Annotated in this window: 22 protein-coding genes; 13 read left to right on the forward strand and 9 right to left on the reverse strand. The window is 67.8% G+C overall.

The window, feature by feature from the left end; translation table 11 throughout:
• Positions 1–22: 22 nt before the first annotated feature.
• From ACTJLD_RS20575 to ACTJLD_RS20605, 7 genes are all read left to right on the forward strand, one after another.
• A complete protein-coding gene (locus ACTJLD_RS20575; RefSeq protein WP_060084213.1) occupies positions 23–1324 on the forward strand; it encodes an MSMEG_0569 family flavin-dependent oxidoreductase in 1302 nt (433 codons plus the stop codon).
• Positions 1325–1329: 5 nt separating this feature from the next.
• Positions 1330–2163 (forward strand): Pnap_2097 family protein, encoded by an 834-nt coding sequence (locus ACTJLD_RS20580; RefSeq protein WP_440659514.1) that lies wholly within the window; start codon positions 1330–1332, stop codon positions 2161–2163.
• Positions 2160–4301: a methylmalonyl-CoA mutase gene (gene scpA / locus ACTJLD_RS20585; RefSeq protein WP_440659515.1), complete on the forward strand. Its 2142-nt coding sequence runs from the start codon at positions 2160–2162 to the stop codon at positions 4299–4301. The genes ACTJLD_RS20580 and scpA overlap by 4 nt, the downstream gene beginning before the upstream one ends.
• 203 nt (positions 4302–4504) lie before the next feature.
• Entirely contained in the window at positions 4505–5431 is a 927-nt protein-coding gene (locus tag ACTJLD_RS20590) for a TauD/TfdA dioxygenase family protein (protein WP_440659516.1), read from the forward strand.
• A gap of 48 nt (positions 5432–5479) precedes the next feature.
• Complete coding sequence (locus ACTJLD_RS20595; protein WP_059575161.1) at positions 5480–6511, forward strand: ABC transporter substrate-binding protein; 1032 nt, start codon at positions 5480–5482, stop codon at positions 6509–6511.
• Between the two features lie 67 nt (positions 6512–6578).
• Positions 6579–7568, forward strand: coding sequence for an ABC transporter ATP-binding protein (locus ACTJLD_RS20600; RefSeq protein WP_119336878.1), 990 nt, complete (start codon positions 6579–6581; stop codon positions 7566–7568).
• On the forward strand, positions 7565–8452 hold the full coding sequence (locus ACTJLD_RS20605) for an ABC transporter permease (protein ID WP_027789310.1): 888 nt from the start codon (positions 7565–7567) through the stop codon (positions 8450–8452). The genes ACTJLD_RS20600 and ACTJLD_RS20605 overlap by 4 nt, the downstream gene beginning before the upstream one ends.
• Before the next feature lie 267 nt (positions 8453–8719).
• On the opposite strand, the gene ACTJLD_RS20610 is transcribed toward ACTJLD_RS20605, so the two are convergent.
• Entirely contained in the window at positions 8720–9244 is a 525-nt protein-coding gene (locus ACTJLD_RS20610) for a c-type cytochrome (protein WP_027789309.1), read from the reverse strand.
• Complete coding sequence (soxC, locus tag ACTJLD_RS20615; RefSeq protein WP_321838852.1) at positions 9237–10493, reverse strand: sulfite dehydrogenase; 1257 nt, start codon at positions 10491–10493, stop codon at positions 9237–9239. The genes ACTJLD_RS20610 and soxC overlap by 8 nt, the downstream gene beginning before the upstream one ends.
• 310 nt (positions 10494–10803) lie before the next feature.
• Between soxC and ACTJLD_RS20620 the strand changes: the two genes are divergently transcribed.
• The 4 genes from ACTJLD_RS20620 (at position 10804) to ACTJLD_RS20635 (ending at position 13501) form a co-directional block, all read left to right on the forward strand.
• Positions 10804–11685, forward strand: coding sequence for an NmrA family NAD(P)-binding protein (locus ACTJLD_RS20620; RefSeq protein WP_060319583.1), 882 nt, complete (start codon positions 10804–10806; stop codon positions 11683–11685).
• Between the two features lie 33 nt (positions 11686–11718).
• Positions 11719–12093: a hypothetical protein gene (locus ACTJLD_RS20625; RefSeq protein ID WP_027789306.1), complete on the forward strand. Its 375-nt coding sequence runs from the start codon at positions 11719–11721 to the stop codon at positions 12091–12093.
• 72 nt (positions 12094–12165) lie between these two features.
• Complete coding sequence (locus tag ACTJLD_RS20630; RefSeq protein WP_060359231.1) at positions 12166–12879, forward strand: SDR family oxidoreductase; 714 nt, start codon at positions 12166–12168, stop codon at positions 12877–12879.
• Between the two features lie 160 nt (positions 12880–13039).
• Positions 13040–13501, forward strand: coding sequence for a MarR family winged helix-turn-helix transcriptional regulator (locus ACTJLD_RS20635; RefSeq protein ID WP_060085489.1), 462 nt, complete (start codon positions 13040–13042; stop codon positions 13499–13501).
• A 37-nt stretch (positions 13502–13538) separates the two neighbouring features.
• Here the strand turns inward: ACTJLD_RS20635 and ACTJLD_RS20640 are convergent, their stop codons facing one another.
• The gene (locus ACTJLD_RS20640) at positions 13539–14594 is read right to left on the reverse strand and encodes an SDR family oxidoreductase (RefSeq protein ID WP_440659517.1); all 1056 of its coding nucleotides are present in this window, start codon (positions 14592–14594) and stop codon (positions 13539–13541) included.
• A gap of 58 nt (positions 14595–14652) precedes the next feature.
• On the opposite strand from ACTJLD_RS20640, the gene ACTJLD_RS20645 reads away from it, so the two are divergent.
• Positions 14653–15675, forward strand: coding sequence for an AraC family transcriptional regulator (locus ACTJLD_RS20645; protein ID WP_176114365.1), 1023 nt, complete (start codon positions 14653–14655; stop codon positions 15673–15675).
• Between the two features lie 38 nt (positions 15676–15713).
• Here the strand turns inward: ACTJLD_RS20645 and ACTJLD_RS20650 are convergent, their stop codons facing one another.
• From ACTJLD_RS20650 to ACTJLD_RS20675, 6 genes are all read right to left on the reverse strand, one after another.
• On the reverse strand, positions 15714–17390 hold the full coding sequence (locus ACTJLD_RS20650) for a dipeptide ABC transporter ATP-binding protein (RefSeq protein ID WP_226178896.1): 1677 nt from the start codon (positions 17388–17390) through the stop codon (positions 15714–15716).
• Entirely contained in the window at positions 17387–18256 is an 870-nt protein-coding gene (locus ACTJLD_RS20655) for an ABC transporter permease (protein ID WP_081072584.1), read from the reverse strand. The genes ACTJLD_RS20650 and ACTJLD_RS20655 overlap by 4 nt, the downstream gene beginning before the upstream one ends.
• Positions 18257–18269: 13 nt before the next feature.
• Positions 18270–19280: an ABC transporter permease gene (locus tag ACTJLD_RS20660; protein WP_440659518.1), complete on the reverse strand. Its 1011-nt coding sequence runs from the start codon at positions 19278–19280 to the stop codon at positions 18270–18272.
• 57 nt (positions 19281–19337) lie between these two features.
• Positions 19338–20978, reverse strand: coding sequence for an ABC transporter substrate-binding protein (locus tag ACTJLD_RS20665; RefSeq protein ID WP_175853052.1), 1641 nt, complete (start codon positions 20976–20978; stop codon positions 19338–19340).
• 65 nt (positions 20979–21043) lie between these two features.
• Entirely contained in the window at positions 21044–21619 is a 576-nt protein-coding gene (locus ACTJLD_RS20670) for a GNAT family N-acetyltransferase (RefSeq protein ID WP_440659519.1), read from the reverse strand.
• Positions 21616–22770 carry an MsnO8 family LLM class oxidoreductase gene (locus tag ACTJLD_RS20675; RefSeq protein WP_440659520.1) on the reverse strand — a complete coding sequence of 385 codons (1155 nt, stop codon included), beginning with the start codon at positions 22768–22770 and terminating at the stop codon, positions 21616–21618. Before ACTJLD_RS20675 ends, ACTJLD_RS20670 begins: the two co-directional genes overlap by 4 nt.
• Before the next feature lie 333 nt (positions 22771–23103).
• On the opposite strand from ACTJLD_RS20675, the gene ACTJLD_RS20680 reads away from it, so the two are divergent.
• The gene (locus ACTJLD_RS20680; protein ID WP_174391837.1) at positions 23104–24411 is read left to right on the forward strand and encodes an NtaA/DmoA family FMN-dependent monooxygenase; all 1308 of its coding nucleotides are present in this window, start codon (positions 23104–23106) and stop codon (positions 24409–24411) included.
• Positions 24412–24491: the final 80 nt, after the last annotated feature.

Here is a 24491-nt window from a genome sequence, read left to right on the forward strand (position 1 = left end):
AACACACATTCAGGACTGCATCATGTCAAGCGAACCCGTTGTTTCATCCGGCCTCCCGGATTCCGATGCCCATCTGCGCGTAGCCGTCATCGGCGGCGGGCAGGCGGGGTTGTCGATCAGCTACTACCTGAAGCAGGCAGGTATCGATCATCTCGTATTCGAAAAGGAGACCGTGACGCACACGTGGCGCAAGCAGCGCTGGGACGCGTTCTGTCTCGTGACGCCGAACTGGCAGTGTGCGCTGCCGGGTTATCCGTATCGCGGTGCCGATCCGCACGGCTTCATGACGAAGGACGAGATCGTCGAGTATCTCGACGGATTCATCCGCAGCGTCGATGCACCGGTGCTGGAACATACCGCCGTCGAGCGTGTGACGCGCGACGCGGACGGACGTTATCGCATCGCGACGTCGCGCGGCGCGTACACGGCGGATCAGGTCGTCGTTGCATCGGGCGGCTACCATCGGCCGATTGTGCCGCGGATGGCCGAGCGGTTGCCGGCAACGATCGTGCAGATCCAGTCGTCGGAATACCGGAATCCGGCCGCATTGCCGGACGGACCGGTTCTCGTGGTCGGATCGGGGCAGTCGGGCGCGCAGATCGCGGAAGACCTCCACCTCGCCGGGCGAAAAGTGTTCCTCGCGGTGGGCGATGCACCGCGCTGTGCGCGTTTTTACCGGGGCAGGGACGTCGTCGACTGGCTGGCCGACATGCAGTACTACGACATGCCGGTCGATGCGCATCCGCTGCGCGAAGGCGTGCGCGACAATACCAACCACTATGTGACCGGCCGCGATGGCGGGCGCGATATCGATCTGCGCCGCTTTGCGGCCGAAGGGATGGAACTGTACGGCCGGCTGGAGGATTTCGCGGGCGGGCAGTTGCGCTTCTCCGCGGATCTGTCGGCGCAGCTCGACAGCGCCGACGATACGTACAACCGGATCAATGCCGGCATCGATGCCCATATCGAGAAGAACGGGATCGCGGCGCCGCCGGCGACGCGCTACGAGCCCGTATGGCGTCCGGCCGGCGAGCGCACGGCGCTCGATCTCGCGGCCAGCGGCATCGCATCGGTCGTCTGGTGCATCGGCTTCACCCCGGATTTCAGCTGGCTGGATGCGCCGGTATTCAACGGCCGCGGTTATCCCGCGCACCGGCGCGGCGTGACGCCGGTTCCGGGGCTCTACTTCGTCGGGCTGCCCTGGCTATATACGTGGGGTTCCGGGCGATTCTCCGGGGTGGCGCGCGATGCGGCCCATATCGTCGAACAGATCCAGGCCGGGACGACGGCCGCGCGGCGCTCGGCCGAAAGCCTGGCCGCCTGACGCCGATGCATACCGCCATCCATCGCTATCGGGCCGGCATGCCGCAACTCGCGCACACGGGGCTCGCGGAGAACTGGCTGCTCAAGGAGTGCGGGCAGCGTCACTGGGACGCGCTGGCCGCGCACGGCGGCCGCGACGTCCCCGAGTTCTTCGACGACGAGGGGCGGCGCGCCTATGCGTCGTTCGTTGCGGTGCACGTCGACATGAACCGCCGTCACGCGATTCGCGAGAACGACACGTTCGCGCTTCATGTCGCGCTTCGCAGGGTCGGCCCGATTCGCCATTTCAGCGAGCAGCGGATCCGGCACGGCGACGACGAAGTCGGTATCGTGCGGATGATGTCGACGTTCGTGACGCGCGAACACGCCGGCAGCAACCGCTCAGTGGCGAAGGCGCGTATGACCGGCATCGACGGCAGCACCGGACCGGTTCCGGCCGATGCGCTGGCGATGGCGGAACGTGCGAAGAAGTTGCGCGTGCGGGATGCGTCGATCGTGCCGGCGCTCGCCGGCCTCGCGGAGGGCGACGGCGCAAGCGTCTCGTTTCTGCCGTGCCCGAACATGGATTTCAATGGCGCGGACCTGCTTTACTTCGCCAGCTTCCAGGCATTCGTCGACCGCGCGGAATGGCAGCATTACCGCTTCGAGCAGGCCCCCGTGCTGGCGGCGCGTCAACTGTACTTTCATGGAAATCTCGACATCGGCGATTCGTTGACCGTGCGTTTCGCGCGTGCTCGATCCGATGCGGATGGCCTGTTGCACTGGAGCGAAATCGTGCGCGACGGCGACGGGACGAAGATTGCCGATGTGATCACGCAAAAGCGCTGGAGTCGGGCATGAACGAAGCGGCATGCATGGAGCCGGGCACCGGCGTGGAGAACGTCGCGCGGAACGATCGAGGCGCGCGCGCGGTGCCGCTTCGGAAACTCTACACGCGCAGCGATCTCGACGCCGTCGCGCATCTCGACGGCATGCCCGGCGCGTGGCCCTATGTGCGCGGGCCGTACGCGTCGATGTATACCGATCGCCCATGGACGATCCGGCAATACACGGGGCATGCCGACGCCGCGGATTCCAATCTCGCGTTTCGCACGGCACTCGAGCAGGGCGCGCAGGGGTTGTCCGTGGCATTCGACCTGGCAACGCAGCGGGGCTACGACTCGGACTGCGCCGAGGCGCGGGCCGACGTCGGCTTGGCCGGCGTCGCGATCGATACGGTCGAGGACATGGTGCGGCTGTTCGACGGCATTGCGCTCGACGCGACGACCGTGTCGATGACGATGAATGGCGCGGTCCTGCCGATCATGGCGGCGTTCGTCGTGGCCGCCGAGGAGCAGGGCGTGCCGCCCGAGCGGATCGGTGGGACGATTCAGAACGACATCCTGAAGGAGTACATGGTCCGCAATACGTGGATCTTCGAGCCGGAGCCGTCGATGCGGATCGTCGCCGACGTCGCGTTGTGGCTCGCGCGGCATGCACCGCGCTTCAATGCGCTGTCGGTGTCGGGATATCACTTCCAGGAAGCCGGCGCCGATGCCGTGCTCGAGCTCGCGCTGACGCTGTCGAACGCGCGCGCGTACGTCGACACGCTGGCCGCACGCGGCATGCCTGCGGATGAAGCCTGCTCCCGTTTGAGCTTTTTCTTCGGCGTCGGCAGCGATTTCTATACGGAAATCGCCAAGCTGCGCGCGGCGCGCCTGCTGTGGGCGGAGATCGCACACGCGTGCGGCGCGCGTTCGCCCCGGGCGTGCGCACTGCGCATGCATTGCCAGACGTCGGGCTGGTCGTTGACGGCACAGGAGCCGGAAAACAACATCGTTCGCGTGACGGCGCAGGCGATGGCCGCGGCGTTCGGCGGCACGCAGTCGCTGCACACGAATGCGTACGATGAAGCGCTTGCGCTGCCTTCCGCGGCGGCGGCGCGCCTCGCGCGCAATACGCAGCTGATTCTGCAGCATGAAACGGGACTGTGCGACACGGTCGATCCGTGGGCCGGCTCGTACATGATGGAGTCGCTGACGGACGACATCGCGACACGCGTGCGCGCCGAGCTGGCCGCCATCGACGCGCAGGGCGGCGTGATCGCCGCGATCGAGTCCGGCTGGGTCAAGCGGCGCTTGCTGCGCGCCGCGGCCGCGACGCAGGCGCAGGTCGATTCCGGGTGCCGGACCGTGGTTGGCGTGAACCGTTTCGTTGCGGACGAAACGACTGGCAAATTCATGGAGTGCGAGATCGACGGCCGTCATGTGCGTGCCGGGCAGGCGCGGCGAATCGCAGCCGTCAAGGCCGCGCGCGATCCGGCGCGTGTTGCGACGGCGTTGCAGCGGCTGGCCGATGCCGCGCGCGACGGCACCGGAAACCTGCTGGCACTGGCGATCGACTGCATGCGGGCACGTGCGACCGTCGGGGAGTGTACGCGCGCGCTGGAATCGGTATGGCCGCGGCATGTCGTGGCGGTGGAAGCGGACGGCGAGGGCGTCTACGGCGAACATCGGCGCGACGACGCTGCATGGCAGGCGGCGAAGGGCTGCGTCGACCGGCTGGCGAAACGCGTGGGACGCAGGCCGCGCATCATGATCGCCAAGCTCGGCCAGGACGGGCACGACCGCGGTGCGGCCGTCGTCGCAGCTGCGCTCGAGGACGCCGGATTCGACGTCCTGCGCCTGCCGCTGTTTCAGCAGCCGGCATGTGTGGCGGCAGCCGCGCAGGCGTATGGCGCCGACATCGTGGGCATTTCGTCGTTGTCGGGTGCCCACCTCGAACTGGTCGAGGGGCTACTCCACGCACTGGCGTCGTATGACGCCGCGATTCAGGTGGTGTTGGGCGGAATCTTTCCCGCAGCGGATGCGCGACACCTGAAGATGAAGGGTGTCGCGGCGACGTTCGGGCCCGGCGCACCGATCGACGCTATCGCCGAAGCGCTGTGCGCATGTATCGAGCGGGCTCGGTGTGGACACCTGGCGGCGGGCGCCAGCTGACGCTTTCTCGTGCGCCGCAACAAGTCCGCGATGGAATGCGTGCGCGATTTCGGCGCGCAACTGCACACGGTATTGCTCGCCGGCGTCGTATGCGCGAGCAGCGATCTTTATCACCACAGCAGATAAACGTATCCGAATCGCTTCGTTGACGCACGCCGGCACGCCCTCGTAGATTCGCGTTTTGACCGAATCAGGGCCATGCCGTGACGACTACCGCCATCCGCGACGCCGCGACGCTATCCGCTGGACATCCTGCCTTGCGGCCGGACGGCGCGGCGCAGCATTTCGACATCGTGCCGTTCGACGCGCCGCTCGGCGCCGAAGTGATCGGCCTCGACCTGTCGCAACCGCTCGACGCCGGCGACTTCGCGCGCATCCATCGCGCGCATCTCGATCACCACGTGCTGGTGTTTCGCGACCAGCGCATCACGCCGGACGAGCACATCGCGTTCAGCCGCCGCTTCGGCCAGCTGCAGATTCACGTGCTGCACCAGTTCGCGCTGGCCGGCCACCCGGAAGTGCTGATCGTGTCGAACATCGTCGAGAACGGCAAACCGGTCGGGCTCGGCGATGCCGGCCATTTCTGGCATTCCGACCTGTCGTACAAGGAAAAACCGAGCCTCGGCTCGCTGCTGCACGCGCAGGAACTGCCGGCGGAAGGCGGCGATACGCTGTTCGCGAACATGCATCTCGCGTGGGATACGCTGCCGGCGCACCTGCGCCGCGCGGTCGAAGGGCGGCGCGCCGAGCATACGTATCTCGCGCGTTATGCGGAACTGCAGGCGCGCAGCCGGTGGCGGCCCAACCTGTCGCCCGAGCAGATCGCGCAGGTCGCGGCGGTCGTTCACCCGGTCGTGCGCACCCATCCTGAAACCGGCCGAAAGGCACTGTTCGTCAGCGAGCATTTCACTACGCGCATCGTTGGCTTGCCCGATGACGAAAGCCGCGCGCTGCTCGACGAACTGTTCGCGCACAGCGTGCGCGCCGAGCACCTGTATCGGCATGCGTGGCGCGACCACGACCTCGTGTTCTGGGACAACCGTTCGCTGATGCATCTCGCCGCCGGCACGCCCGACCACCTGCGCCGCAAGCTGTACCGCACGACGATCGAGGGCGACGCGCCTTTCTGAGCCGCGCGCCGCGTCATTCATTCCTGCCCCATCCTGACCGGAGTTCCGATGTCGTTTTCGTTCTTGCCGGCGCGTCGTGCGCTGGCGGCCACGCTCACCGCCGCGCTCGCCTTCGCGGGTGCGGTCATCCCGCAAGCCGCACACGCGGAAGGCCGCATCCGCATCGCCGAGCAGTTCGGCGTCGTCTACCTGATGCTGAACGTCGCGCGCGACCAGCAACTGATCGAGAAGGAAGGGCGCAAGGCTGGCCTCGACATCAAGGTCGACTGGGTGCGACTGTCGGGCGGCGCGGCCGTGAACGACGCGCTGCTGTCCGGCGCGGTCGACGTCGCGGGCGCGGGCGTCGGTCCGCTCTTGACCGTGTGGGATCGCACGCGCGGCCGGCAGAACGTGAAGGGCGTCGCGTCGCTCGGCAATTTTCCGTATTACCTCGTGAGCAGCAACCCCAACGTGAAGACGATCGCCGACCTGAGCGCGAAGGACCGCATCGCGGTGCCGGCGGTCGGCGTGTCGGTGCAGTCGCGCGTGCTGCAGTACGCGGCCGCGAAGCAGTGGGGCGACAAGCAGTTCGACAAGCTCGACGCGCTGACGCAGGCGATTCCGCATCCGGACGCGACGGCCGCGATTCTCGCGAACAGCAACGTGATTACCGGTCACTTCGGCAATCCGCCGTTCCAGGAGCAGGAACTCGCCGGCAACCCGAACGCGCACATCGTGCTGAATTCGTATGACGTGCTCGGCGGCCCGAGTTCCGCGACGGTGCTGTACGCGACCGAGAAATTCCGCGACGACAACCCGAAGACCTACCGTGCGTTCGTCGCTGCACTGGCCGACGCCGCACGGCAGATCGCGGCCGATCCGGAGCGCGCGGCCGACACCTATATTCGCGTGAACGGTTCGAAGATCGATCGCGCGCTGCTGCTGAAGATCCTGCGCAATCCGCAGGTGCAGTTCAAGACCGCGCCGCAGAATACGCTGCCGCTCGCGCAGTTCATGCATCGCACCGGTGCGATCCGCAACGAACCGAAGTCGTGGCGCGATTATTTCTTCGACGATCCGGCGACGGCCGGCGGCAGTTGAACGGTGCCGATGCTGTGACGCCGCGATCGACGCTTATGCGTCGGCGCGGTTTCGATATGCGCAATCGATGGTTGGTCCACACGGTGCCCGGCCGTATGTTGATGCTTTTCCCGCAAGAGATTCGATCGTGAACGCCACTTCTCCCCGAACCTGGTTGCCGCCGTATGCGGCACGTGGCGGCGCGTCGCCGGCCACGTCTGCCGTGCCCGATACGCGTGCCGACGATCGCCCGGCCGCGAACGCCGCGCAGGCCGGCACGCACAGCGAACGCCTGCTGGCGATCGACCAGGTCAGCCTCGAATACCGCAGCGGCGCGCGGATCGTTCGCGCGACGCATCAGGTGAGCTTCGACGTGTACGGCAGCGACCGCTTCGTGCTGCTCGGCCCGTCGGGGTGCGGGAAGTCGACGTTGCTGAAGGCGATCGCCGGCTTCATCGAGCCCGTCTCGGGTTCGATCGCGCTCGACGGCCGGCCCGTAAGCGGGCCGGGGCCCGACCGCATCGTCGTGTTCCAGGAGTTCGATCAGTTGCCGCCGTGGAAGACGGTCGCCGAGAACGTCGCGTTTCCGTTGCGCGTCGCCGCGAAGCTGTCGCGCGTCGAAGCACGCGAGCGCGCGCTGCACTATCTCGACAAGGTCGGCCTCGGCACGTTTGCCGATGCCTATCCGCATACGCTGTCGGGCGGCATGAAGCAGCGCGTCGCGATTGCGAGGGCGCTGGCGATGCAGCCGCGCGTGCTGCTGATGGACGAGCCGTTCGCGGCGCTCGATGCGCTCACGCGCCGCAAGATGCAGGAGGAACTGCTGCGGCTGTGGGACGAGTTCCGCTTCACGCTGCTGTTCGTCACGCACTCGATCGAGGAGGCGCTCGTGGTCGGCAACCGGATTCTGCTGCTGTCGCCGCATCCGGGCCGCGTGCGCGCGGAGCTCAACAGCCACGAGCATTCGCTCGACAACGTCGATACCGGCGACTTCCGCGACAACGTCGCCCGGATTCACCGCCTGCTGTTCGACACCGACGCACCGCACGTACCGACGACCGAGGACGCCGCATCATGAGTACGATCGATCCGGCCCTGCCGCCGCGGCCGCCCGTGCGCGACGAATACACGCGCACGCTCGACGCGCTGCCCGACGCCGAACGCGCGGCGCCCGCGCCGCTGCTGCGCCGCATCGCCGGCGCAGCGTGGTTTCGCCGCAGCGTCATCGCGCTCGTGCTGATCGCCGTCTGGGAGATCGTCGCGCGCATCGTCGCGAACGATCTGCTCGTCCCGACCTTCGGCGCGACGCTGGCTGCGTTCGTGCAGGGCATCGAGTCGGGCGAACTGCTCGTCAAGACGGGCATCTCGATGTCGGTTCTGCTCCGCGGCTATGCGCTGGGCGTGCTGCTGGCGTTCGCGCTGACGTCGCTCGCGGTATCGACGCGCATCGGCCGCGATCTGCTGACGATGCTCACGTCGATGTTCAATCCGCTGCCGTCGATTGCGTTGTTGCCGATCGCGCTGCTGTGGTTCGGGCTCGGCACCGGAAGCCTGCTGTTCGTGCTCGTGCATGCGGTGCTGTGGCCGCTCGCGCTGAGCATGTATACCGGCTTCGCCGGCGTACCCGTCACGCTGAAAATGGCCGGACGCAACTACGGGCTCACCGGCCTGCGCCAGATCGCGCTGATCCTCGTGCCTGCCGCGCTGCCGTCGATCCTGTCGGGGCTGCGCGTCGGCTGGGCATTCGCGTGGCGCACGCTGATCGCGGCCGAGCTCGTGTTCGGCGCGAGCGCGGGGCAAGGCGGGCTCGGCTGGTACATCTTCCAGAACCGCAACGAGCTGTACACGGATCGCGTGTTCGCGGGCCTCGCGGCCGTCATCGTGATCGGGCTGCTGGTCGAGAACCTCGTGTTCGATACGCTCGAACGCGCGACCGTGCGGCGCTGGGGCATTCAGCACTGACGCGTCGGGACGCGATTAGTCCCGGCGCATGCGTGACGTAAGCTGAAATCGGCCCCTCGCGCGGGGCGGGTGGGTCCCAATACTTGCGGACGGCACGTCACGTGCGCGGCGTGACGGATACCGCGTCGCGCGCTGCCGCGACGTTCTCCAATCTATCCGAACAAGGGCCCACCGAATGACTGCCCGTGATGCGATCGATTCGCGCGACGCATGGCGCGACGCGCGCGGGTGCACTGCTTGATGCGGCGGCAAGCGGAGCGGGACGGGTCACAGCTTGCCCGGCCTCGGGTCGGGCACGAAGCCGTCGCGGTTCGGCATCTTCACGCGCGGTAGCGTGCGCGCGTCGAGTTGGGCGTCGCCGGGCACGATGCCGTTCAGGTGGAGGACGTACGCGGTGACCGCATAGACGTCGTCCGCGCTCAGCGATTGCGGCGCGTTGTACGGCATCGCACGGCGGATGTAGTCGAACAGCGTCGTCGCGTACGGCCAGTAGCTGCCGACCGTCTTTTTGGGCTTCGCGCTCGCGAGCGAGCCGATGCCGCCCACGAGAGGATCGCCGACGCCGCCTTCGCCGCCGGCGCCGTGACACATCGCGCATTTGTCGGCGAACACGTGGCCGCCGCGTGCGACCGTGCCCGCGCCGGGTGGCAGGCCGGTGCCGTCCGGGGCGACGTCGATGTCCCACGCGGCGAGCGCCGCGCGATCGACCGGCTGTCCGAGGCCGAAGCCGGCGCCGAACGCGCCCGACGTTATCGCGCAGCCCGCCAGCAGGCAAACGAGCACCTTACGCATTGCGCACCTCGCCGTCCGTGCCGACGCGCCAGTTCTGGATACCGTTGTAGTGATACTGCGAGTTCAGGCCGCGCGCGGCGACGAGCGCGTCGCGGGTCGGCTGCACGTAGCCGGTTTCGTCGGTCGCCCGGCTTTGCAGGTCGGCCGGCTCGCCGCGCCATATCCAGTCGGCCTCGAAGCGCGTCAACGCACGATCGCGTACGTCGCCGGCGAGCCGTGCCGGCCGCCACGTGCGACCGCCGTCGGTCGACACGTCGACGGCGCGAATTCGGCCACGGCCCGACCACGCGTAGCCGCTGATCGGGTAATAGCCGTGCGCGGCGAGCCGGTGCCCGGCCGATGGCCGCGTGATGACCGACTTCGCGTCCATCTCGAACACGAACTGGCGCGCGCAGCCGTCGGGCAGCAGATTCGTATATTTCGACGTTTCCTCGCGCGTCATCTCCGGCGCGCGCACCAGTTTCAGCCGTCGCAGCCACTTGATGTTCGTATTGCCTTCGAAACCCGGCACGATCAGCCGCACCGGGTAGCCGTTCTCCGGGCGCAGCCGTTCGCCGTTCTGCGCATAGACGACCAGCGCGCGCTCGAGGATCCGGTCGAGCGGCAGGCTGCGCGTCATCGCCGCGCCGTCCGCGCCTTCGGCGAGCAGCCAGCGTGCGTCGGCATCGACGCCCGTTTCATCGAGCAGCGTCGACAGCCGGACGCCGGTCCATTCGCAGCACGACAGCAACCCGTGCGTGAACTGAACGGGCAGCCCGCTCGGGCCGTTCCATTCGCTGCCCGTGTTGCCCGAGCATTCGAGGAAGTGGATCCGCGATTCGGACGGAAAACGCAGCAGGTCGTCGATCGTGAAGACGCGCGGCTCGTGCACGAGGCCGTGCACGACGACGCGATGGCGCTGCGCATCGATATCCGGCACGCCCGCGTGATGACGCTCGTAGACGAGCCCGTTCGGCGTGATGTCGCCGAACAGGTCGGCGAGCGGCGTCATCGACGAGCCGGAGCCGGGCAGCGCGGGCGTGCGGGCGCTGCGACGGATCACGTCGCGCTCGTGCTGCCCCGGCGCGCCGTACGGTGGCGACAGCAGCGGCGCACCGGGCGCGCGTGTCCACGGAGGCACGTCGAGCGGCTGGCTCGCGAGCGCGCCGCCGGTGGGCAGCATCGCGGCCGCCCAGCCGCCGGCGAGCTGGCGCAGCGCCGCGCGCCGGCCGGAGCGCGGTGCTCGGGGAGGAAAACGGGAATCGGTCATGGTCGAGCGCGTGTAGCACGCGGGAGCCGCGCGGGGAAACGATGATTTTCGGCAACCGGGCACGGCGCGGCAAACAACGATTCCCGCTTTGCTTATCGCGACTATTTCGCGGGCGTACAACGCATGGCCGGTCGAAGCGCTGAGTTCAGACGGAACGCTCTCCGCCTCGATGCTCGCCACCAATGCCGCCTGCCGAACCCGGCGTGATGTTATCCGGGGCGCCAACCAAAAAAACTTGACGTTGAGAGCACATGCTCCTATTCTTCGTCTCAAGGGAGCATATGCTCCCACTTTCGAACGGAGCGAAACGATGAACGAGCCTGAGATTCTTGTGAGCGGTGCAACCGGACGCACCGGAGGTATGGCGATCGACGAACTGCTCAAGATGCACAAACGCGTACGTGCCTACGTGCGCACCGATGACGATCGGGCGGCCGCCCTGAGGCAGCGCGGCGTCGATGTCGCGATCGGCGACTTCACCGGCATCGACGACATTCGGGCAGCGATGGAAGGCATCCGATCGGCGTATTTCCTTCATCCGATCGCGCCGGGGATCATCGGGGCCGCAGCCTATTTCGCACAGGCGGCAAAGGAAGCGGGGGTCACGGCGATCGTCAACATGTCGCAGATTTCCGCGCGTCGGGCGTCGCTGAGCCACGCGGCACAGGATCACTGGGTCTCCGAGCAGGTCTTCGATTGGTCGGGCGTCGCGACGACGCATTTGCGCCCGACCTTCTTTGCCGACTGGCTCGTCTATCCGCATTTTGCGCGGGAGATATGGGCCACGAAGAAGATCGAATTTCCGTTTGGCAACGGCCGTCACGCGCCCATCGCCAGCGACGACCAGGGACGCGTGATCGCCCACCTCCTCGCCAAACCCGAAGGCCACGAGGGCAAGACCTACACGCTGCACGGCCCCGTCGAGATGAACCACGTCGAGATCGCAGAGGCGATGAGCGAGGTTCTCGGCGCCCGGATCGAATACGCGCCGACTTCCATCGAGGAATTCCGGATCAAGATGGAGACCCTTTACAAGTTTCCGCCGTTCCTCACGCAGCATCTGGTCGAAGTCGCGCAGAACTACCGAGACGGAATCTTCTCGGGCACCAACGACGCCGTCGAGAAGATCACCGGAACGCCGCCGCTGTCGGTCCAGCAGTTCGTCGAGAAATATCGGGCCGCATTCGTGTGAACACGTCCCTGAAACGAATCGAGGGGTTTGAACATGTCACCCATCCAGCCTGATCGTCACCCGTTTCTCGATGATCTGACGGCCGATGCCGAACTGGTCAGCTCGGTGTTGCGCACGCCCGTGACCGGGCGCGACGAAATCCGGCTCGCCGTCGACGCCGTCGGGACCTTTTACGTCTCGCAGACGCCCACGTTTGTTCAGGCCGTCGGCTCACGGCTCTTTCTCGAATACGAGGCCGTACTGACGAGCGGCGAGACGCTGAGCGCGGTCGTGGTCGTCGATCGCAATGCCGACGGCTCGGTGCCGCGAGTCAGCGTGCGAATGAGCCCGCTTGGCGCCGTACTGACGCTCGCGACCCATCTGCGTGAGTCGCTTTCGAAGCAGTTGCCGGAGCACGTCTTTCTTTGAGCCAGGCACCCGCGTGCTCGTGGCGGGCGTCGACACGCCCCCGGCACGCGGCTTTTGAAACAGGAGCTTGTCATGGATATCAAGAACGCCACCGTCTTCATCACCGGTGCCAATCGCGGCCTGGGCCTCGCTTTTGCACGCGAGGCGCTGCGGCGCGGGGCGGCGAAAGTGTACGCCGGTATGCGCAACACGAGCGGTTTCGACGAGCCGGGCATCGTGCCGGTCAGGATCGATGTCACGGATCCGGCGTCGATCGCCGAGGCCGCGAAACGGGCGGCCGACACGACCCTGCTGATCAACAACGCGGGCATTGCCGCGCTGATCGACGGGCCTTTGGCGGCCGACGTGCAAGCGCAGTCCGCCCGCTTGTTCGATACCAACTACTACGGCGTGGTGCGCGTCACGCAGGCCTTCGAACAGATCCTCGCGGCCCAGCCGCATGCCGCGATCATCAACGTGCTTTCCGACATCGTGTGGCTCCCGCGGCCGAATCTCACGCCGTATGCCGCGTCGAAAGCCGCCGCCTGGAGCTACACGAACCAGCTTCGCTTTTACCTGCGCGAGCGCGGCATCCAGGTTCTCGGCTTGCACGTCGGGTTCGTGGATACCGATCTGACCAACGGCATCGACGTGCCCAAAGCCAGTCCCGGTGACGTCGTACGACGGACCTATGACGCGCTCGTCGCCGGCAAGAGCGAGGTCATGGCCGACGAGGGGACCGCGGTGCTGAAGAGCACGCTTGCGGCCGAGATACCCGGCTACATCACGCCGCCGGCCGGGCTTTGAACACCGCGGTCGACACGAGCCGGATTCGGCGGCGAGACACGAGGTGCGCGGATCGTGTGCCAGCGTTGTCGCTCCCGGCTATCATCGATGGATACGACCATACCTTTGCGCGACGCGTGCGTAGCGTTCGCGCAAGGAACCGAAATCAGGAGTGCACCCGATGTTGCCCGTCAACCAGCCGCTTGGCATCGATCAATGCAACTGCTTCACCGTAAGGAAGGCGAGCAGGCAGATCACCCGACTCTACGATAGTCATCTCGAGCCCTCGGGCTTGCGCATCACGCAATTCCTCACGCTGGCCGCCCTGCGCGAAGTGGGAAGTACGCCGGTCAACGCCCTTGCCGAACGGCTCGATATCGAACGAACGGCGATGGGGAAGATGGTTGGCTTCCTGGAGCGCGACGGCTTCGTCACGATCAAGCCGTCGCCCACCGACGGCCGCAGCCGCCTCGTCGAACTCACCGAGGAGGGACGGCGCCTGCACGAAAGAGCCTCCCCGCTCTGGCAGGAAGCGCAACGGGAGTTCGAGCAACTGAACGGTGTGGCCAATGTGACGGCGTTGCGAGAAGGGTTGAGAGGAGTGCAGATCGGCGACGTGTCGATGCGCTCGTCGCAAGACTGAGTAGTCATGCGACGAAGGGCGATGAAATCCGCTGCCGTTATCGCTGGCCGGCATCGCGCAGCAGCCCGAGGCGCACGAGGCTTTCGGCCGTGGCGACAATGGCGTCCTCGCGCGGGCGGGGCGACCAGCCGAGCAAGCTGACGGCCTTCTGGCTGGTGGCGTTCAGGTTGCGGCCGAGCAACGGCAGCGATCCTCGCAGCGCAGGATCCCTGAGTGCGCCGATGCGCACCAGCCAGTCGGGCAGCACCCGGGTGGACACATGGCGCGCGGCATCCCCCATGCGCGCCTTGAGCACCTGCGCGGCTTCGGCGAGCCACATGCTTTCGCCGGCAATGGCAATGAAGCGCTCTCCGTTCGCGGCGTCGAGGGTCATCGCCCGCACATGCAGGTCGGCGACGTCGCGCACGTCGACGAAGCCGGAATTGATGCGCGGATTGCCGGGCTGGCCGTTCAGCATGCCCCTGATCAGGCGGATGGAGTGCGAATAGTCGTCGCCGAGCACGGGCCCGACAACCGTCACCGGGTTGATCGCGGACAGTTGCATGCCGCGTCCTTCTCGCGCGATGAAGTCCCATGCCGCGCGTTCCGACAACGTCTTCGACTTCTGATAAGGCCAGACATCGGCGGCCGTCAGGTTGCTCCAGTCGGTCTCGTCGAAGGGGCGGCTCATTGGCCCGTGTCCGGCGCAGATCGCACCGAAAGCGGAGGGCAGCACGACGCGCTTTGCACCCGCGTCCCGCGCCGCACGCAGCACGCGCAGCGTGCCTGCCACGGCGGGCTTGACCCAATCGTCTTCACTCGTCTGCGTGCCGGTGGGCGTGGGCGACGCGCCATGCACGACGTAGGCGCAGCCGGCGGTTGCCTGTTGCCAGCCGTCGTCGGCGAGGAGATCCGCCTCGACGAATGACAGGCGATCTCCGGGTTCTGCGCCGCCTCTTTCGAGCTGGGCGCGCACCTGCGTCTCGCGCGTGAGCGAGCGGACGGTGGTTCGTACCTGATAGCCGCGATGCAGCAGCGCCAGGATGCAGTGTTGTGCAATGAAGCCGGTGCCGCCCGTTACGAGAACCGATTCGAGGCTGGATGTGCTGTTCATGTCGTTGAATGTCAGGGACGAAGAACCGGAAGGTTAAGGGCCGGTCTGCCGCGTGTTAATGCTTTATAGTGCGATTTACTTGCGCGACAGTACGATGATGAGTGACGACCCCTTCTCCGACATCCTGAGACTCGCGAACGCCGAATCGCTGGCAACGGGAGGCTTCTCGGCCGGCGGCGCTTGGGCCATTCGCTTTCCGGCACCCGACAAGATCAAATTCTTCGCGGTGGTGAAGGGCACGTGCTGGGTCTCCATCGACGGAGAGGAAACGCCGATCCGCTTCGCAGGCGGGGATGTCGGTCTGCTGACGGCAAAACGGTCCTTCGTTCTCGCGAGCGACCCTGGCGTTCCACCTGTCGATGCGATGACGTTGTTCTCGGGCGCGGGCAAGTCGGCGGTGAAACTGGGTGACGGCGATGACTTCGCCCACATCGGTGGACACGTCCTGCTCGATCCGGTAACCGGCAACTTGCTGTCGGACGTACTGCCGCCGTGGATTCACGTACCGGCCGCATCGCCGCAGGCCGTGAAGGTGCGCTGGCTTCTCGAGCAACTCGTGGAAGAGCGAGCGGCCGATCTGCCCGGCGCGCAGCTCGTCTCGGCCCAGCTTTCGCAACTGCTTTTCATTCAGATACTGCGCGCCCATCTGAACACGTCCGCGCCCCTGGCGGGATGGTTGCGCGCGTTGAGCAACCCACGCATCGCACCCGCACTGCGACTGATGCACGGCGATCCCGCACGCGCATGGCATCTGGACGAGCTTGCCGCCGCGTGCGCGATGTCACGAACCACGTTCGCTGCGCACTTCAGGGCGAGCGCCGGCGTCGCGCCGCTGACCTATCTCGGCCAGTGGCGCATGCGGGTTGCGGAGCGCCGTTTGCGCGACGAGCGCATTCCGGTCGCCCTGCTTGCACAATCGCTCGGCTATTCGTCCGAAAGCGCATTCAGTAACGCGTTCAAGCGCATGTCCGGACATGCGCCGACGGCCTATCGTCATATCGCGCGAGCGGCTGCCGAAAACGTCGGAAGTGAACGTGGCGGCGTTCGCGTGGAAGCCGGGGCTACCGGTTCGACGCCGTAGCGGTCTGATGGCGGAGGTTCAGCGGGAACGGGCAAAGATCATGCGAGCGCGACGAGCGGCGGCGCGGCACGCGCGCCGGCCAGCGTCGGCAGCGCATCGAGCAGCGACGCGGTGTACGGGTGCGACGGCGCGCCGAACACGCGCTCGACCGGGCCGCTTTCGACCACCCGGCCGCCGCGCATCACGAGGATCCTGTCGGCGACGTGATGCACGACGCCGAGATCGTGCGAGATGAACAGCATCGCGGTGCCGTGCTCGGCCTGCAGATCGGCAAGCAGATCCAGCACCTGCGCCTGGATCGACACGTCGAGCGCGCTGACGGGTTCGTCCGCGACGAGCAGCGCCGGGTTCGACGCGAACGCGCGCGCAATCGCGACACGCTGCCGCTGCCCGCCGGACAATTCGCGCGGGTAGCGGTCGATGCAACCGGCGCCGAGCTGCACCTCATCGAGCAGTTGCAGCACGCGGCGACGACGCGCATCGCCGCGGACACCGGTCGGGTCGAGGCTTTCGCCGACGATCTGTCCGACCGAGTAGCGCGGGTCGAACGAGCTGTACGGGTCTTGCGCGATCAGTTGCAGCCGGGCGCGACGCGCGCGGCGTGCGGCTTCCGGCACACCGCTCCACGGCTGGCCGTCGAGCGCGACGGTGCCGCTGTCCGGCTCGACGAGCCCGAGCACGATCCGTGCGACCGTGGACTTGCCGGAGCCGGATTCGCCGACGATGCCGAGCGTCTCGCCGCGTGCGAGCGTGAACGACACGCCGTCGACCGCGGCCGGCGCGGCGCGATCGCCGTAGCGTTTCGTCAGCGCGTCGACGGCCAGTACCGGTGCCTGCGTATCGATGCGCTTCGGCGGCAGCGGCACGCGCGCGGCGGTCGCGAGCCGGAACCCGCGCGATGCGGCGGTGGGAATCGCCGCCAGCAATTCGCGCGTGTACGGGTGTGCCGGCGCGGTCAGCACGTCGCGCGCCGGGCCCTGTTCGACGACCTGGCCGGCGCGCATCACGAGCACGCGATCGGCGAGCTCGGCGACGACCGCGAGATCGTGGCTGATCAGCAGCACCGCGTCGCCGGCATCGCGGCGCGCGCGCAGCAGCGACAGGATCTGGCGCTGCACGGTCATGTCGAGCGCGGTGGTCGGCTCGTCGGCGATCAGCAGCGATGCGCCGCCCGCGATCGCGGTGCCGATCAGCACACGCTGCCGCAAGCCGCCGGACAACTGGTGCGGATACTGCGGCAGCCGCCGCTCGGGATCGTCGATGCCGACCGCACGCAGCAGGTCGGCGCTGCGCGCCGCGACATCGCGCCCGCGCGTGTTGCGCAGCGCCTCGGCGACGAGGTCGCGCACGCGCCACAGCGGATCGAGCGACACCAGCGCGTCCTGCAGCACGTAGCCGATCCGGCGCCCGCGTATCGCGCGCCAGTCGCGTTCGCGATGGCCGCGCGCGTCGGCGCCGGCGATCTCGAAGCGTTCGGCGTCGATCACCGCGTTGGGTCCGTTCAGCCCGACGAGGCTGCGTGCGGTGACCGACTTGCCGGAACCCGATTCGCCGACGAGCGCGACGCATTCGCCGGCATGCACGGCGAGGTCGAGCGGTCCGACGACGGGCTGCGTGCCGTGCGCGCCGCGAAAGCCGATCGTCAGGCGCTCGATGCGAACCAGCGGTGCGGCGCGGGCCGGCGTTGCCGGTGCAGCGGATGCGATCGTGCTCATGCTGCCTCCCTGCGTTCGAAGCGCGCCTGCCAGTAGCCGCCGAGCGCATTCACGGCGATCACGGCCGCGGTGATCGCGACGCCGGGCCACACCGCGATCCACCATGCGTTGTACAGATAGTTGCGGCCCTCGGCGAGCATCAACCCCCATTCGGCGGCGGGCGGCTGCGGCCCCATGCCCAGGAAGCTCAGTCCCGACGTGCCGATGATCGCGGTGCCGAGCCCGATCGTCGCGAGCACCGGCACCTGCGCGATCGCATGCGGCAGCACGTGCCGCCAGACCAGCACCGCCGGTGCGAGGCCGAGCGTGCGCGCGTGCTCGACGTAGCCGGAAGCCGCGACGACGAAGGTTTGCGCCCGCACCACGCGCGCGAAGCGCGGCACCGACGCGACGCCGAGCGCGAACACGAGGTTCACCGCGCCGGGGCCGGTGAACGAGATCAGCATCAGCGCGAGCAGCAGGTCGGGGAATGCGGACACGACGTCGAGCACGCGCGTGATCAGCTCGTCGAGCCAGCCGCGCGCAAGGCCGGCAAACAGCCCGAGCGCGGTGCCGAACAGCGTCGCGACGCCGATCGCGGCCGCGCTGATCGACAGCGAGTAGCGTGCGCCGTACACGACGCGCGAGAAGATGTCGCGGCCCAGCTGGTCGGTGCCGAGCCAGTGCTCGGCACTGCTGCCGAGCTGCGCGGACAGCGGATCGGCGGCCAGCGGATCGTAGTGCGCGAGCCAGCCCGGTGCGATGACCGCAATCGCGTTCAACAACAGATAGACGGCAGCCAGCGCGAGGCCCGGATGGCGGCGCAGCCAGCCGGCTGCGGCGGATGTCGCCGGGGCGCGCAACGTGAGATCGACGGGAGTGGACATCGAAGCCTCCGGTTCAGCGCGGTGCGCGGCGATCGCGCAGGCGCGGATCGATCAGCAGGTACAGCAGGTCAACGGCGGTGCTGAGCGCGACGTAAATCGCCGCGGACAGGATCGCGATCGCCAGGATCACCGGCATGTCCTTCGACAGCACCGCGTCGACGGTTACCTTGCCGAGGCCCGGCCGGCCGAACACCTGCTCGGTGATGACGGCGCCGCTGAGCAGCCCGCCCACGAGCCAGCCGGCGAGCGTGACGGCCGGCAGCGCCGCGTGGCGCAGCGCATGGCGCACGCGCAGCGCGAGGCCGCCGACGCCCCACGAACGCACCGTGAGCGCATACGGCTCGTCGAGCGCGCGCTCGATGCCTTGCCGCAGCACGCGGCCGATCACGGCGCCCTGTGCGAGCCCGAGCGACAGCGCGGGCAGGACGAGCGACGCGAAGCCGCGATCGCCGGCCACCGGGAACAGCTTCAGCGTGAAGCTGAACACGAACAGCAGCATGATGCCGAGCCAGAACGACGGCGTCGACGCGAGCAGCAGCTCGACGCCGGATGCCGCGCGCCCCGCCCAGCGGCGACCGGCCGTGAGCACGGCGAGGCCGACCGCGAACGCGATCGTCACGACGAACGCCGCGCCCGTGAGCTTCAGCGTCGGCCACAGCTGGCCGAGCACGAGCGGTGCGACGTCGGTGTTCAGGATGTACGAGCGGCCGAACTCGCCGTGCAGCAGGCGCCACAGGTAGTGCACGTATTGCAGCGGCAGCGGTTCGTCGAGTCCCCATTCCCGGCGGATCGCCGCTTCGATCTCCGGCGTGCTCAGCTGCTCGCCGATCAGGATGCCGACGATGTCGCCCGGTGCGAGATGCACGGCCGCGAACGACAGCGTGACCGCGGCCCACAGTACGAGCGCGCCGGTCGCGAGCCGCGTCGTGACCGGCGAATGCAGCCAGCGGCGCCAGGGGGCCAGCGAGCGTGCGGCCGGCAGCGCGTCCGGGACGGGGACGGGAGCGGAAGGCGAAGGGTTCATGTGCGATATCTCCTGTCGGTTTGGCGCGGCGTGCGGGGCAACGCTCGACGCGCCCGCCTACTTCTTGATCCACACGTCGTACGGGTTCTCGGGCATCTGCGCGAACGAGCGGAAGCGCAGCCCCTGGACGGCCTTCGCGGCGGCGATCTGGTCTTCGGGCTCGTACAGCGGCACCGCGTACGCCTGCTCGTTGATCGCGAAGTGCTGCAGCTCGCCGTACAGCTTCTTGCGTTCCGCGATGTTCTGCGTGCGTGCGGCCGCCTGCAGCCAGCGCGTCAGCTCGGGCGCTGCCGCACGGCTGTAGTTCAACGCGCCGCCGCGATCGACGGGCAGGTAGTGGCCTTCGATGTCGATGCCGTCCGGCGGTGTGTTCGAATTCGCGATCGAGCCGAACTTGCCGCTCTTGCGCGCTTCGACGTACGTGCCGTCGTCGACGTACTGGATCTTCAGGTCGACGCCGAGTCGCTGCCGCGCCTGCGCCTGCAGTGCCTGCAGCAGCACGTCGCGCTGGTCGCGCACCGTTGCCTGCGCCTGGATCACCGCGATCGTCAGCCGTTCGCCGTTCTTCGTGCGGTAACCGCCGCTGTCGCGGATGTTCCAGCCGGCTTCGTCCAGCAACTGGTTCGCGAGCTTCGGGTTGTTGCCGTAAGTCTTTTCGATCGACGCGACATAGAGCGGATCGATCGGCGACGTGACGCCCCATGCACGCGTGCGCTCGCCGCGGTAGATCGACTGCACGATGCCCGTTATGTCGAGGCCTTCCAGCAGCGCCCGGCGCACCTTCACATCCTGCGTGGGACCGTAGCCGACGTTCAGGAACAGCGAGTAGGGCGTGCCGGTGTTGAGCGCGCGGCGGTAGGTGAAATCGGCGTTCTTGCGGATCAGCGCGGCGTCGTTGCCGGACACGCCTTCGATCACGTCGACCTGACCGGACAGCAGCGCGCCGGTGCGCACGGACGATTCGGGCAGGAACCGGTAGACGATCCGGTCCAGGTACGCGGGGCCCTGGTGGCCCGCCGTCGGCGGCGCCCAGCGATAGTCGGGGTTCTTCGCGAATTCGATTTCCTGCCCCTTGACGTAGCGGCGCAGGATGAACGGGCCGGTGCCCGCGATGTCGGGGCCGCCCGATTTCAGGCTCGGTCGGTCGAACGCGTTCGGCGACAGCAGCGGCAGCCGGCCGGCGAATGTCAGGAACGGCGCATACGGTGCATCGAGCGTGATCGCGACCGTGTGCTCGTCCGGTGTCTTCACGTCCGCGACGTGCGAGATCAGTCGCGCGAGCTGGCTGCCGGCGGAGTACGACAGTTCGCGCGCGTTCAGGAAATTGCGCGCCACGGCCTTCGCGTCGAACGGCGCGCCGTCGGTGAACTTCACGCCGTCGCGCAGCGTGAACGTATACGTCTTGCCGTCGGCGGAGACCTTGTAGCCGGTCGCGAGCCACGGCACGTAGCTGCCGTCCGGCTTCTGTGCGAGCAGGCTTTCGTATGCGTTGCGCAGGAGCAGCTCGACCTTGTCCTGGCCGTTCAGTTGCGGGTTCAGCGTGCGCGGCTCCGTTTCGACGCCCCAGGTCAGCGCGCCTCCGGAGACGGGCGTGCCCTGTGCGAACGCCGCATGCGGGAACGCGAGCGCGACCAGCAGCGCGGCCGAGGCGGTACGGCGCGAAGCGCGGAGAGCGGAATCCGGAAATGCGAATGTCATGCGTGGCAGCCTTTCACGAGGTGGGTAGCAGGGGATGCGGTGCGCGAAGCCCGGAGGAGGGGGCGTCACGCGTTTGCGTGGAGCGGCACGTCGTGCGCGGTGGCATCGTCCGCCGCCGCATCGCGATAGAGATCCGGGAGCAGGATTTTCCGCAGCCAGACGAGCGGCGTGCCGAGCGCATTCGTCGAGCGATCGAACGGCAGGTAGCCGTTACGTTCGTAGTACGGCTGCAGCCACGGATGGTTGGTCGCGGTCGCGAGATAGGTCGCGGGCGCCTTCACCTGCGCGGCCAGGAACCGCGATTCGACGTGCTCGATCAGTGCGTGCCCGAACCGCTGCCGCTTGAACGCGGGCGCGACCGCGAACCAGTGGAGGAACGGATACGGCATGCGGTGGCGTTCGCCGGATACCCATGGAAAGCGCACGGTCAGCGTGGCCGCGAGGGCCGGTCGGCCTTCCGGTGTCGTGTGTTCGAGCACGAACGTGGTTTCGCGCGCAACGGTTTGCGCGACGCGCTCGATCGGCGAGCGCGTGATCGTGAAAAGCACGCCCTGCGGCACGAGCGGCGCATACGCATCCTGCAGCAGCGCGTAAAGGGCCGGCACGTCGTCCGTGCCGGCGATGCGGATCGTATCGGTCATCGCGCGGTGCCCTCGAAGTCCGGTTGCGGCGTCGCGGCGCGCTCGCGCGATTCCCGCGCATCGGGCCGGTATCGCGACGCCGCCGCGCCGTGCTCGTCGGCCGACGCGCCTGCCAGCAGCCGCAGCGACGCAATACGCGGTGCGGCATCGGCGAGCGGCGTATCGATGACGAATTCGTCAATCCCGTGGCGGCGATGCAATGCGTGCAGTTCGTGCAGCACGTCGTCGCGCGTGCCGTGCACGATCCGCGTTTCGCGCGGATCGATGCGATGGGGCCCGCCGCCTGCCTGCCGGATATAGGCGTGCGCCTGATCGAGGCTGCCGACGTTGACGGCAGGCGTGTCGCCCACCTGCACGCGAAAGCCCTGATGTCCGCTCGCCAGCTGCGCGGCCGCGTCGCGGGTTGCCGCGACGATCGCGGAGACCGCGAGCAGCGGCGTGCGGCCGCCGGATGCGCTGCGGTATGCATCGAACGCGCGTTCCAGATCGGTCGGTGAGGCGTTCAAATGCGACGCGTAGACGAACGCCCAGCCGAGCCGCGCCGCGAGCGCGGCGCTTTCCGCACTGGCGCCGAGCAGGAACGGTTGTGCGGGCTCGGGCGGGCGCGGCGTCGCATGCAGCGTGGCGTCATCCTGCCCGGTCGTATCGGCAGCCGTGGCTGCGCCCTGAAGATGACGATTCAGTTCGTCGGCCAGATCGGCGAACGACGCGCGCCGCGCGGGATCGTAGCCGGCCTGCAGAGCGCGCGTCGACAGCGGCAGGCCGCCCGGCGCCTTGCCGATGCCGAGATCGACGCGGCCCGGCGCCAGCGACGCGAGCAGGTTGAAGTTTTCCGCGATCTTGTACGGACTGTAGTGCTGCAGCATCACGCCGCCCGAGCCGACGCGAATGCGCCGCGTATGCGCGAGCACGTGCGCGATCAGGATCTCCGGCGACGGGCACGCGAGCGCGGCGGTGTTGTGATGTTCGGCGAGCCAGTAGCGGTGATAGCCGGCGGCATCGGCGAAGCGCGCGAGCGACACGCTGCGCGCAAGCGCGTCGGTGGCCGTTTCTCCCGGCGCGACCGGGCTCTTGTCGAGCACGCTCAAGCGGAACGGCAACGCGGTCGAAGCGGACGAATCGGAGTCGGAGCGGATGGCGTCGAACGTCATGATGAAGCGATCGGCGCGGGTCGAAACGGCCTGATCAACGGGTTTGGCATGCCGAATTATTTTGCGGCGCCGTTCGCACGGTCAAACAATCAAGAAGAATATCGAAAGCCGAAAATATTCGTTCCGGCCGACCGGGGGGCTTGCATTATGGTCGTTGACTGCGCGTCGTCTCGCGGCGTGTGCCTGGCTCCTGCCGGGCGATGCGGGGCCACGATGCCGACATGAAGTGTCCGATCGAACGGAATCAAGAGGAATACAGATGAATGACAAATGCGTACTGCGTGAGACGCTCACCCTCGTTACGCGCCATCGGGCGACGAACGGAGCCGCGTCATGAGCGGCGCACGTAGACGGTTGAAGACGCTCGTCGGCGCGGCGAGCGTGCTGTACGCACCCGGCGACGCGGATGTCGTGCACGGTGTGCGACGTGCGGCGTCGCTCGCACGCAAGGCGGAAGCCGAGAAGATCACCGGCCTCTTTACCGCCGACCTGCTGCAGGCCGATTCGGCCGGCCTCGCCGGCACGACGGGCAGCCAGGAGCCGATCGTCGCGCTGGCGGCGCTGAGCCAGGCGACGTCGGCGATCGGCCTCGTCGCGACGGTGTCGACGACGTATCACCATCCGTACAACCTCGCGCGGCTGATCGGCACGCTCGACCACGTGAGCGGCGGCCGTGCTGCGTGGAACGCGGTGACGTCGTCGGTCGGCGAGGAGAATTTCGGCGATGCGGCGTTGCCCGACCCCGAACGGCGTTACGCACGTGCGGCCGAATTCGTCGAGGTCGTCAACGCGCTGTTCGACGCGAACGATCCGGGCGCGACGCGGCGCGGGCAGGGCGGTGGCATCTCGGTCGATCCGCGCAAGCTCGGCGCGATCGACTATCACGGCGAGCACTTCCAGGTGCAGGGGCCGCTGAACGTGCCGCCGTCGCCGCAGCGTCGGCCGGTGCTGTTTCAGGCGGGTCAGTCGGCCAGCGGCGTATCGCTCGGCGCGAGGTACGCGGAGGTCGTGTATACGTCTCAGCCGACGCACGAAGACGCGCGCGCATTCGTCGCCGAACTGCATCGGCAGGCCATCGCGTTCGGCCGCGGCGACCGGCTGCCGCTCGTGATGAACTCGTTCCATTCGGTGATCGGCGAATCCGATGCCGACGTCGCGCGACGGTTGCGCGACAAGCATGAACGCATCGATTACGAACAAGGCCGGCTGAAGCTCGCCGACATGCTCGGCGGCGGCGTCGACCTGCGCGACCTGCCGCTCGACCAGCCGTTGCCGGGGTCGCTGCTGCCGGCGATCGACAGCGTGCATCGCCGGCGAGGGCGTGTTGCGATCTTCGTCGGCTATGCGCGTCAGCGGCTGACGCTGCGCGAGCTGATCGTCCGCGCGCAGGAGACCGGCCACTGGTTCGTCGCCGGCACGCCGGAGCAGCTTGCCGATGCGATCGAGGCGCGCTATCGCGCGGGGCTCGTCGACGTGCTGTCGCTGCACGGGCTCGGTCAGCCGGACCAGGAGGATCTGCTGCTCAATGGCTTGCTGCCCGAATTGCGTCGTCGTGCGCTGCTCGATACCGACTACGTGGGGGGTGATTTCCGCGCGAATCTGGAGTTGCCGGCGTTGCAGCGCGAAACAGCGGAGGCGTGAGCGGGCGAACGGTCGAACGATGCACCGTGCTGCGCGTTCGGCGGTGCGCCGTTCCGCCATATCGCGCGATCAGATATTCA

Origin of the sequence: Burkholderia sp. 22088 (assembly GCF_052045915.1) — a bacterium.
In the GTDB taxonomy this organism is placed as follows: domain Bacteria; phylum Pseudomonadota; class Gammaproteobacteria; order Burkholderiales; family Burkholderiaceae; genus Burkholderia; species Burkholderia cepacia.

Excerpts from the sequence above, each read along its gene's own strand:
- ACTJLD_RS20575 (WP_060084213.1), top strand. The coding sequence starts at position 23 with ATGTCAAGCGAACCCGTTGTTTCATCCGGCCTCCCGGATTCCGATGCC.
- ACTJLD_RS20580 (WP_440659514.1), top strand. The coding sequence starts at position 1,330 with ATGCATACCGCCATCCATCGCTATCGGGCCGGCATGCCGCAACTCGCG.
- scpA (WP_440659515.1), top strand. The coding sequence starts at position 2,160 with ATGAACGAAGCGGCATGCATGGAGCCGGGCACCGGCGTGGAGAACGTC.
- ACTJLD_RS20595 (WP_059575161.1), top strand. The coding sequence starts at position 5,480 with ATGTCGTTTTCGTTCTTGCCGGCGCGTCGTGCGCTGGCGGCCACGCTC.
- ACTJLD_RS20600 (WP_119336878.1), top strand. The coding sequence starts at position 6,579 with ATGGTTGGTCCACACGGTGCCCGGCCGTATGTTGATGCTTTTCCCGCA.
- ACTJLD_RS20605 (WP_027789310.1), top strand. The coding sequence starts at position 7,565 with ATGAGTACGATCGATCCGGCCCTGCCGCCGCGGCCGCCCGTGCGCGAC.
- ACTJLD_RS20610 (WP_027789309.1), bottom strand. The coding sequence starts at position 9,244 with ATGCGTAAGGTGCTCGTTTGCCTGCTGGCGGGCTGCGCGATAACGTCG.
- soxC (WP_321838852.1), bottom strand. The coding sequence starts at position 10,493 with ATGACCGATTCCCGTTTTCCTCCCCGAGCACCGCGCTCCGGCCGGCGC.
- ACTJLD_RS20620 (WP_060319583.1), top strand. The coding sequence starts at position 10,804 with ATGAACGAGCCTGAGATTCTTGTGAGCGGTGCAACCGGACGCACCGGA.
- ACTJLD_RS20625 (WP_027789306.1), top strand. The coding sequence starts at position 11,719 with ATGTCACCCATCCAGCCTGATCGTCACCCGTTTCTCGATGATCTGACG.
- ACTJLD_RS20630 (WP_060359231.1), top strand. The coding sequence starts at position 12,166 with ATGGATATCAAGAACGCCACCGTCTTCATCACCGGTGCCAATCGCGGC.
- ACTJLD_RS20635 (WP_060085489.1), top strand. The coding sequence starts at position 13,040 with ATGTTGCCCGTCAACCAGCCGCTTGGCATCGATCAATGCAACTGCTTC.
- ACTJLD_RS20640 (WP_440659517.1), bottom strand. The coding sequence starts at position 14,594 with ATGAACAGCACATCCAGCCTCGAATCGGTTCTCGTAACGGGCGGCACC.
- ACTJLD_RS20645 (WP_176114365.1), top strand. The coding sequence starts at position 14,653 with ATGCTTTATAGTGCGATTTACTTGCGCGACAGTACGATGATGAGTGAC.
- ACTJLD_RS20650 (WP_226178896.1), bottom strand. The coding sequence starts at position 17,390 with ATGAGCACGATCGCATCCGCTGCACCGGCAACGCCGGCCCGCGCCGCA.
- ACTJLD_RS20655 (WP_081072584.1), bottom strand. The coding sequence starts at position 18,256 with ATGTCCACTCCCGTCGATCTCACGTTGCGCGCCCCGGCGACATCCGCC.
- ACTJLD_RS20660 (WP_440659518.1), bottom strand. The coding sequence starts at position 19,280 with ATGAACCCTTCGCCTTCCGCTCCCGTCCCCGTCCCGGACGCGCTGCCG.
- ACTJLD_RS20665 (WP_175853052.1), bottom strand. The coding sequence starts at position 20,978 with ATGACATTCGCATTTCCGGATTCCGCTCTCCGCGCTTCGCGCCGTACC.
- ACTJLD_RS20670 (WP_440659519.1), bottom strand. The coding sequence starts at position 21,619 with ATGACCGATACGATCCGCATCGCCGGCACGGACGACGTGCCGGCCCTT.
- ACTJLD_RS20675 (WP_440659520.1), bottom strand. The coding sequence starts at position 22,770 with ATGACGTTCGACGCCATCCGCTCCGACTCCGATTCGTCCGCTTCGACC.
- ACTJLD_RS20680 (WP_174391837.1), top strand. The coding sequence starts at position 23,104 with ATGAGCGGCGCACGTAGACGGTTGAAGACGCTCGTCGGCGCGGCGAGC.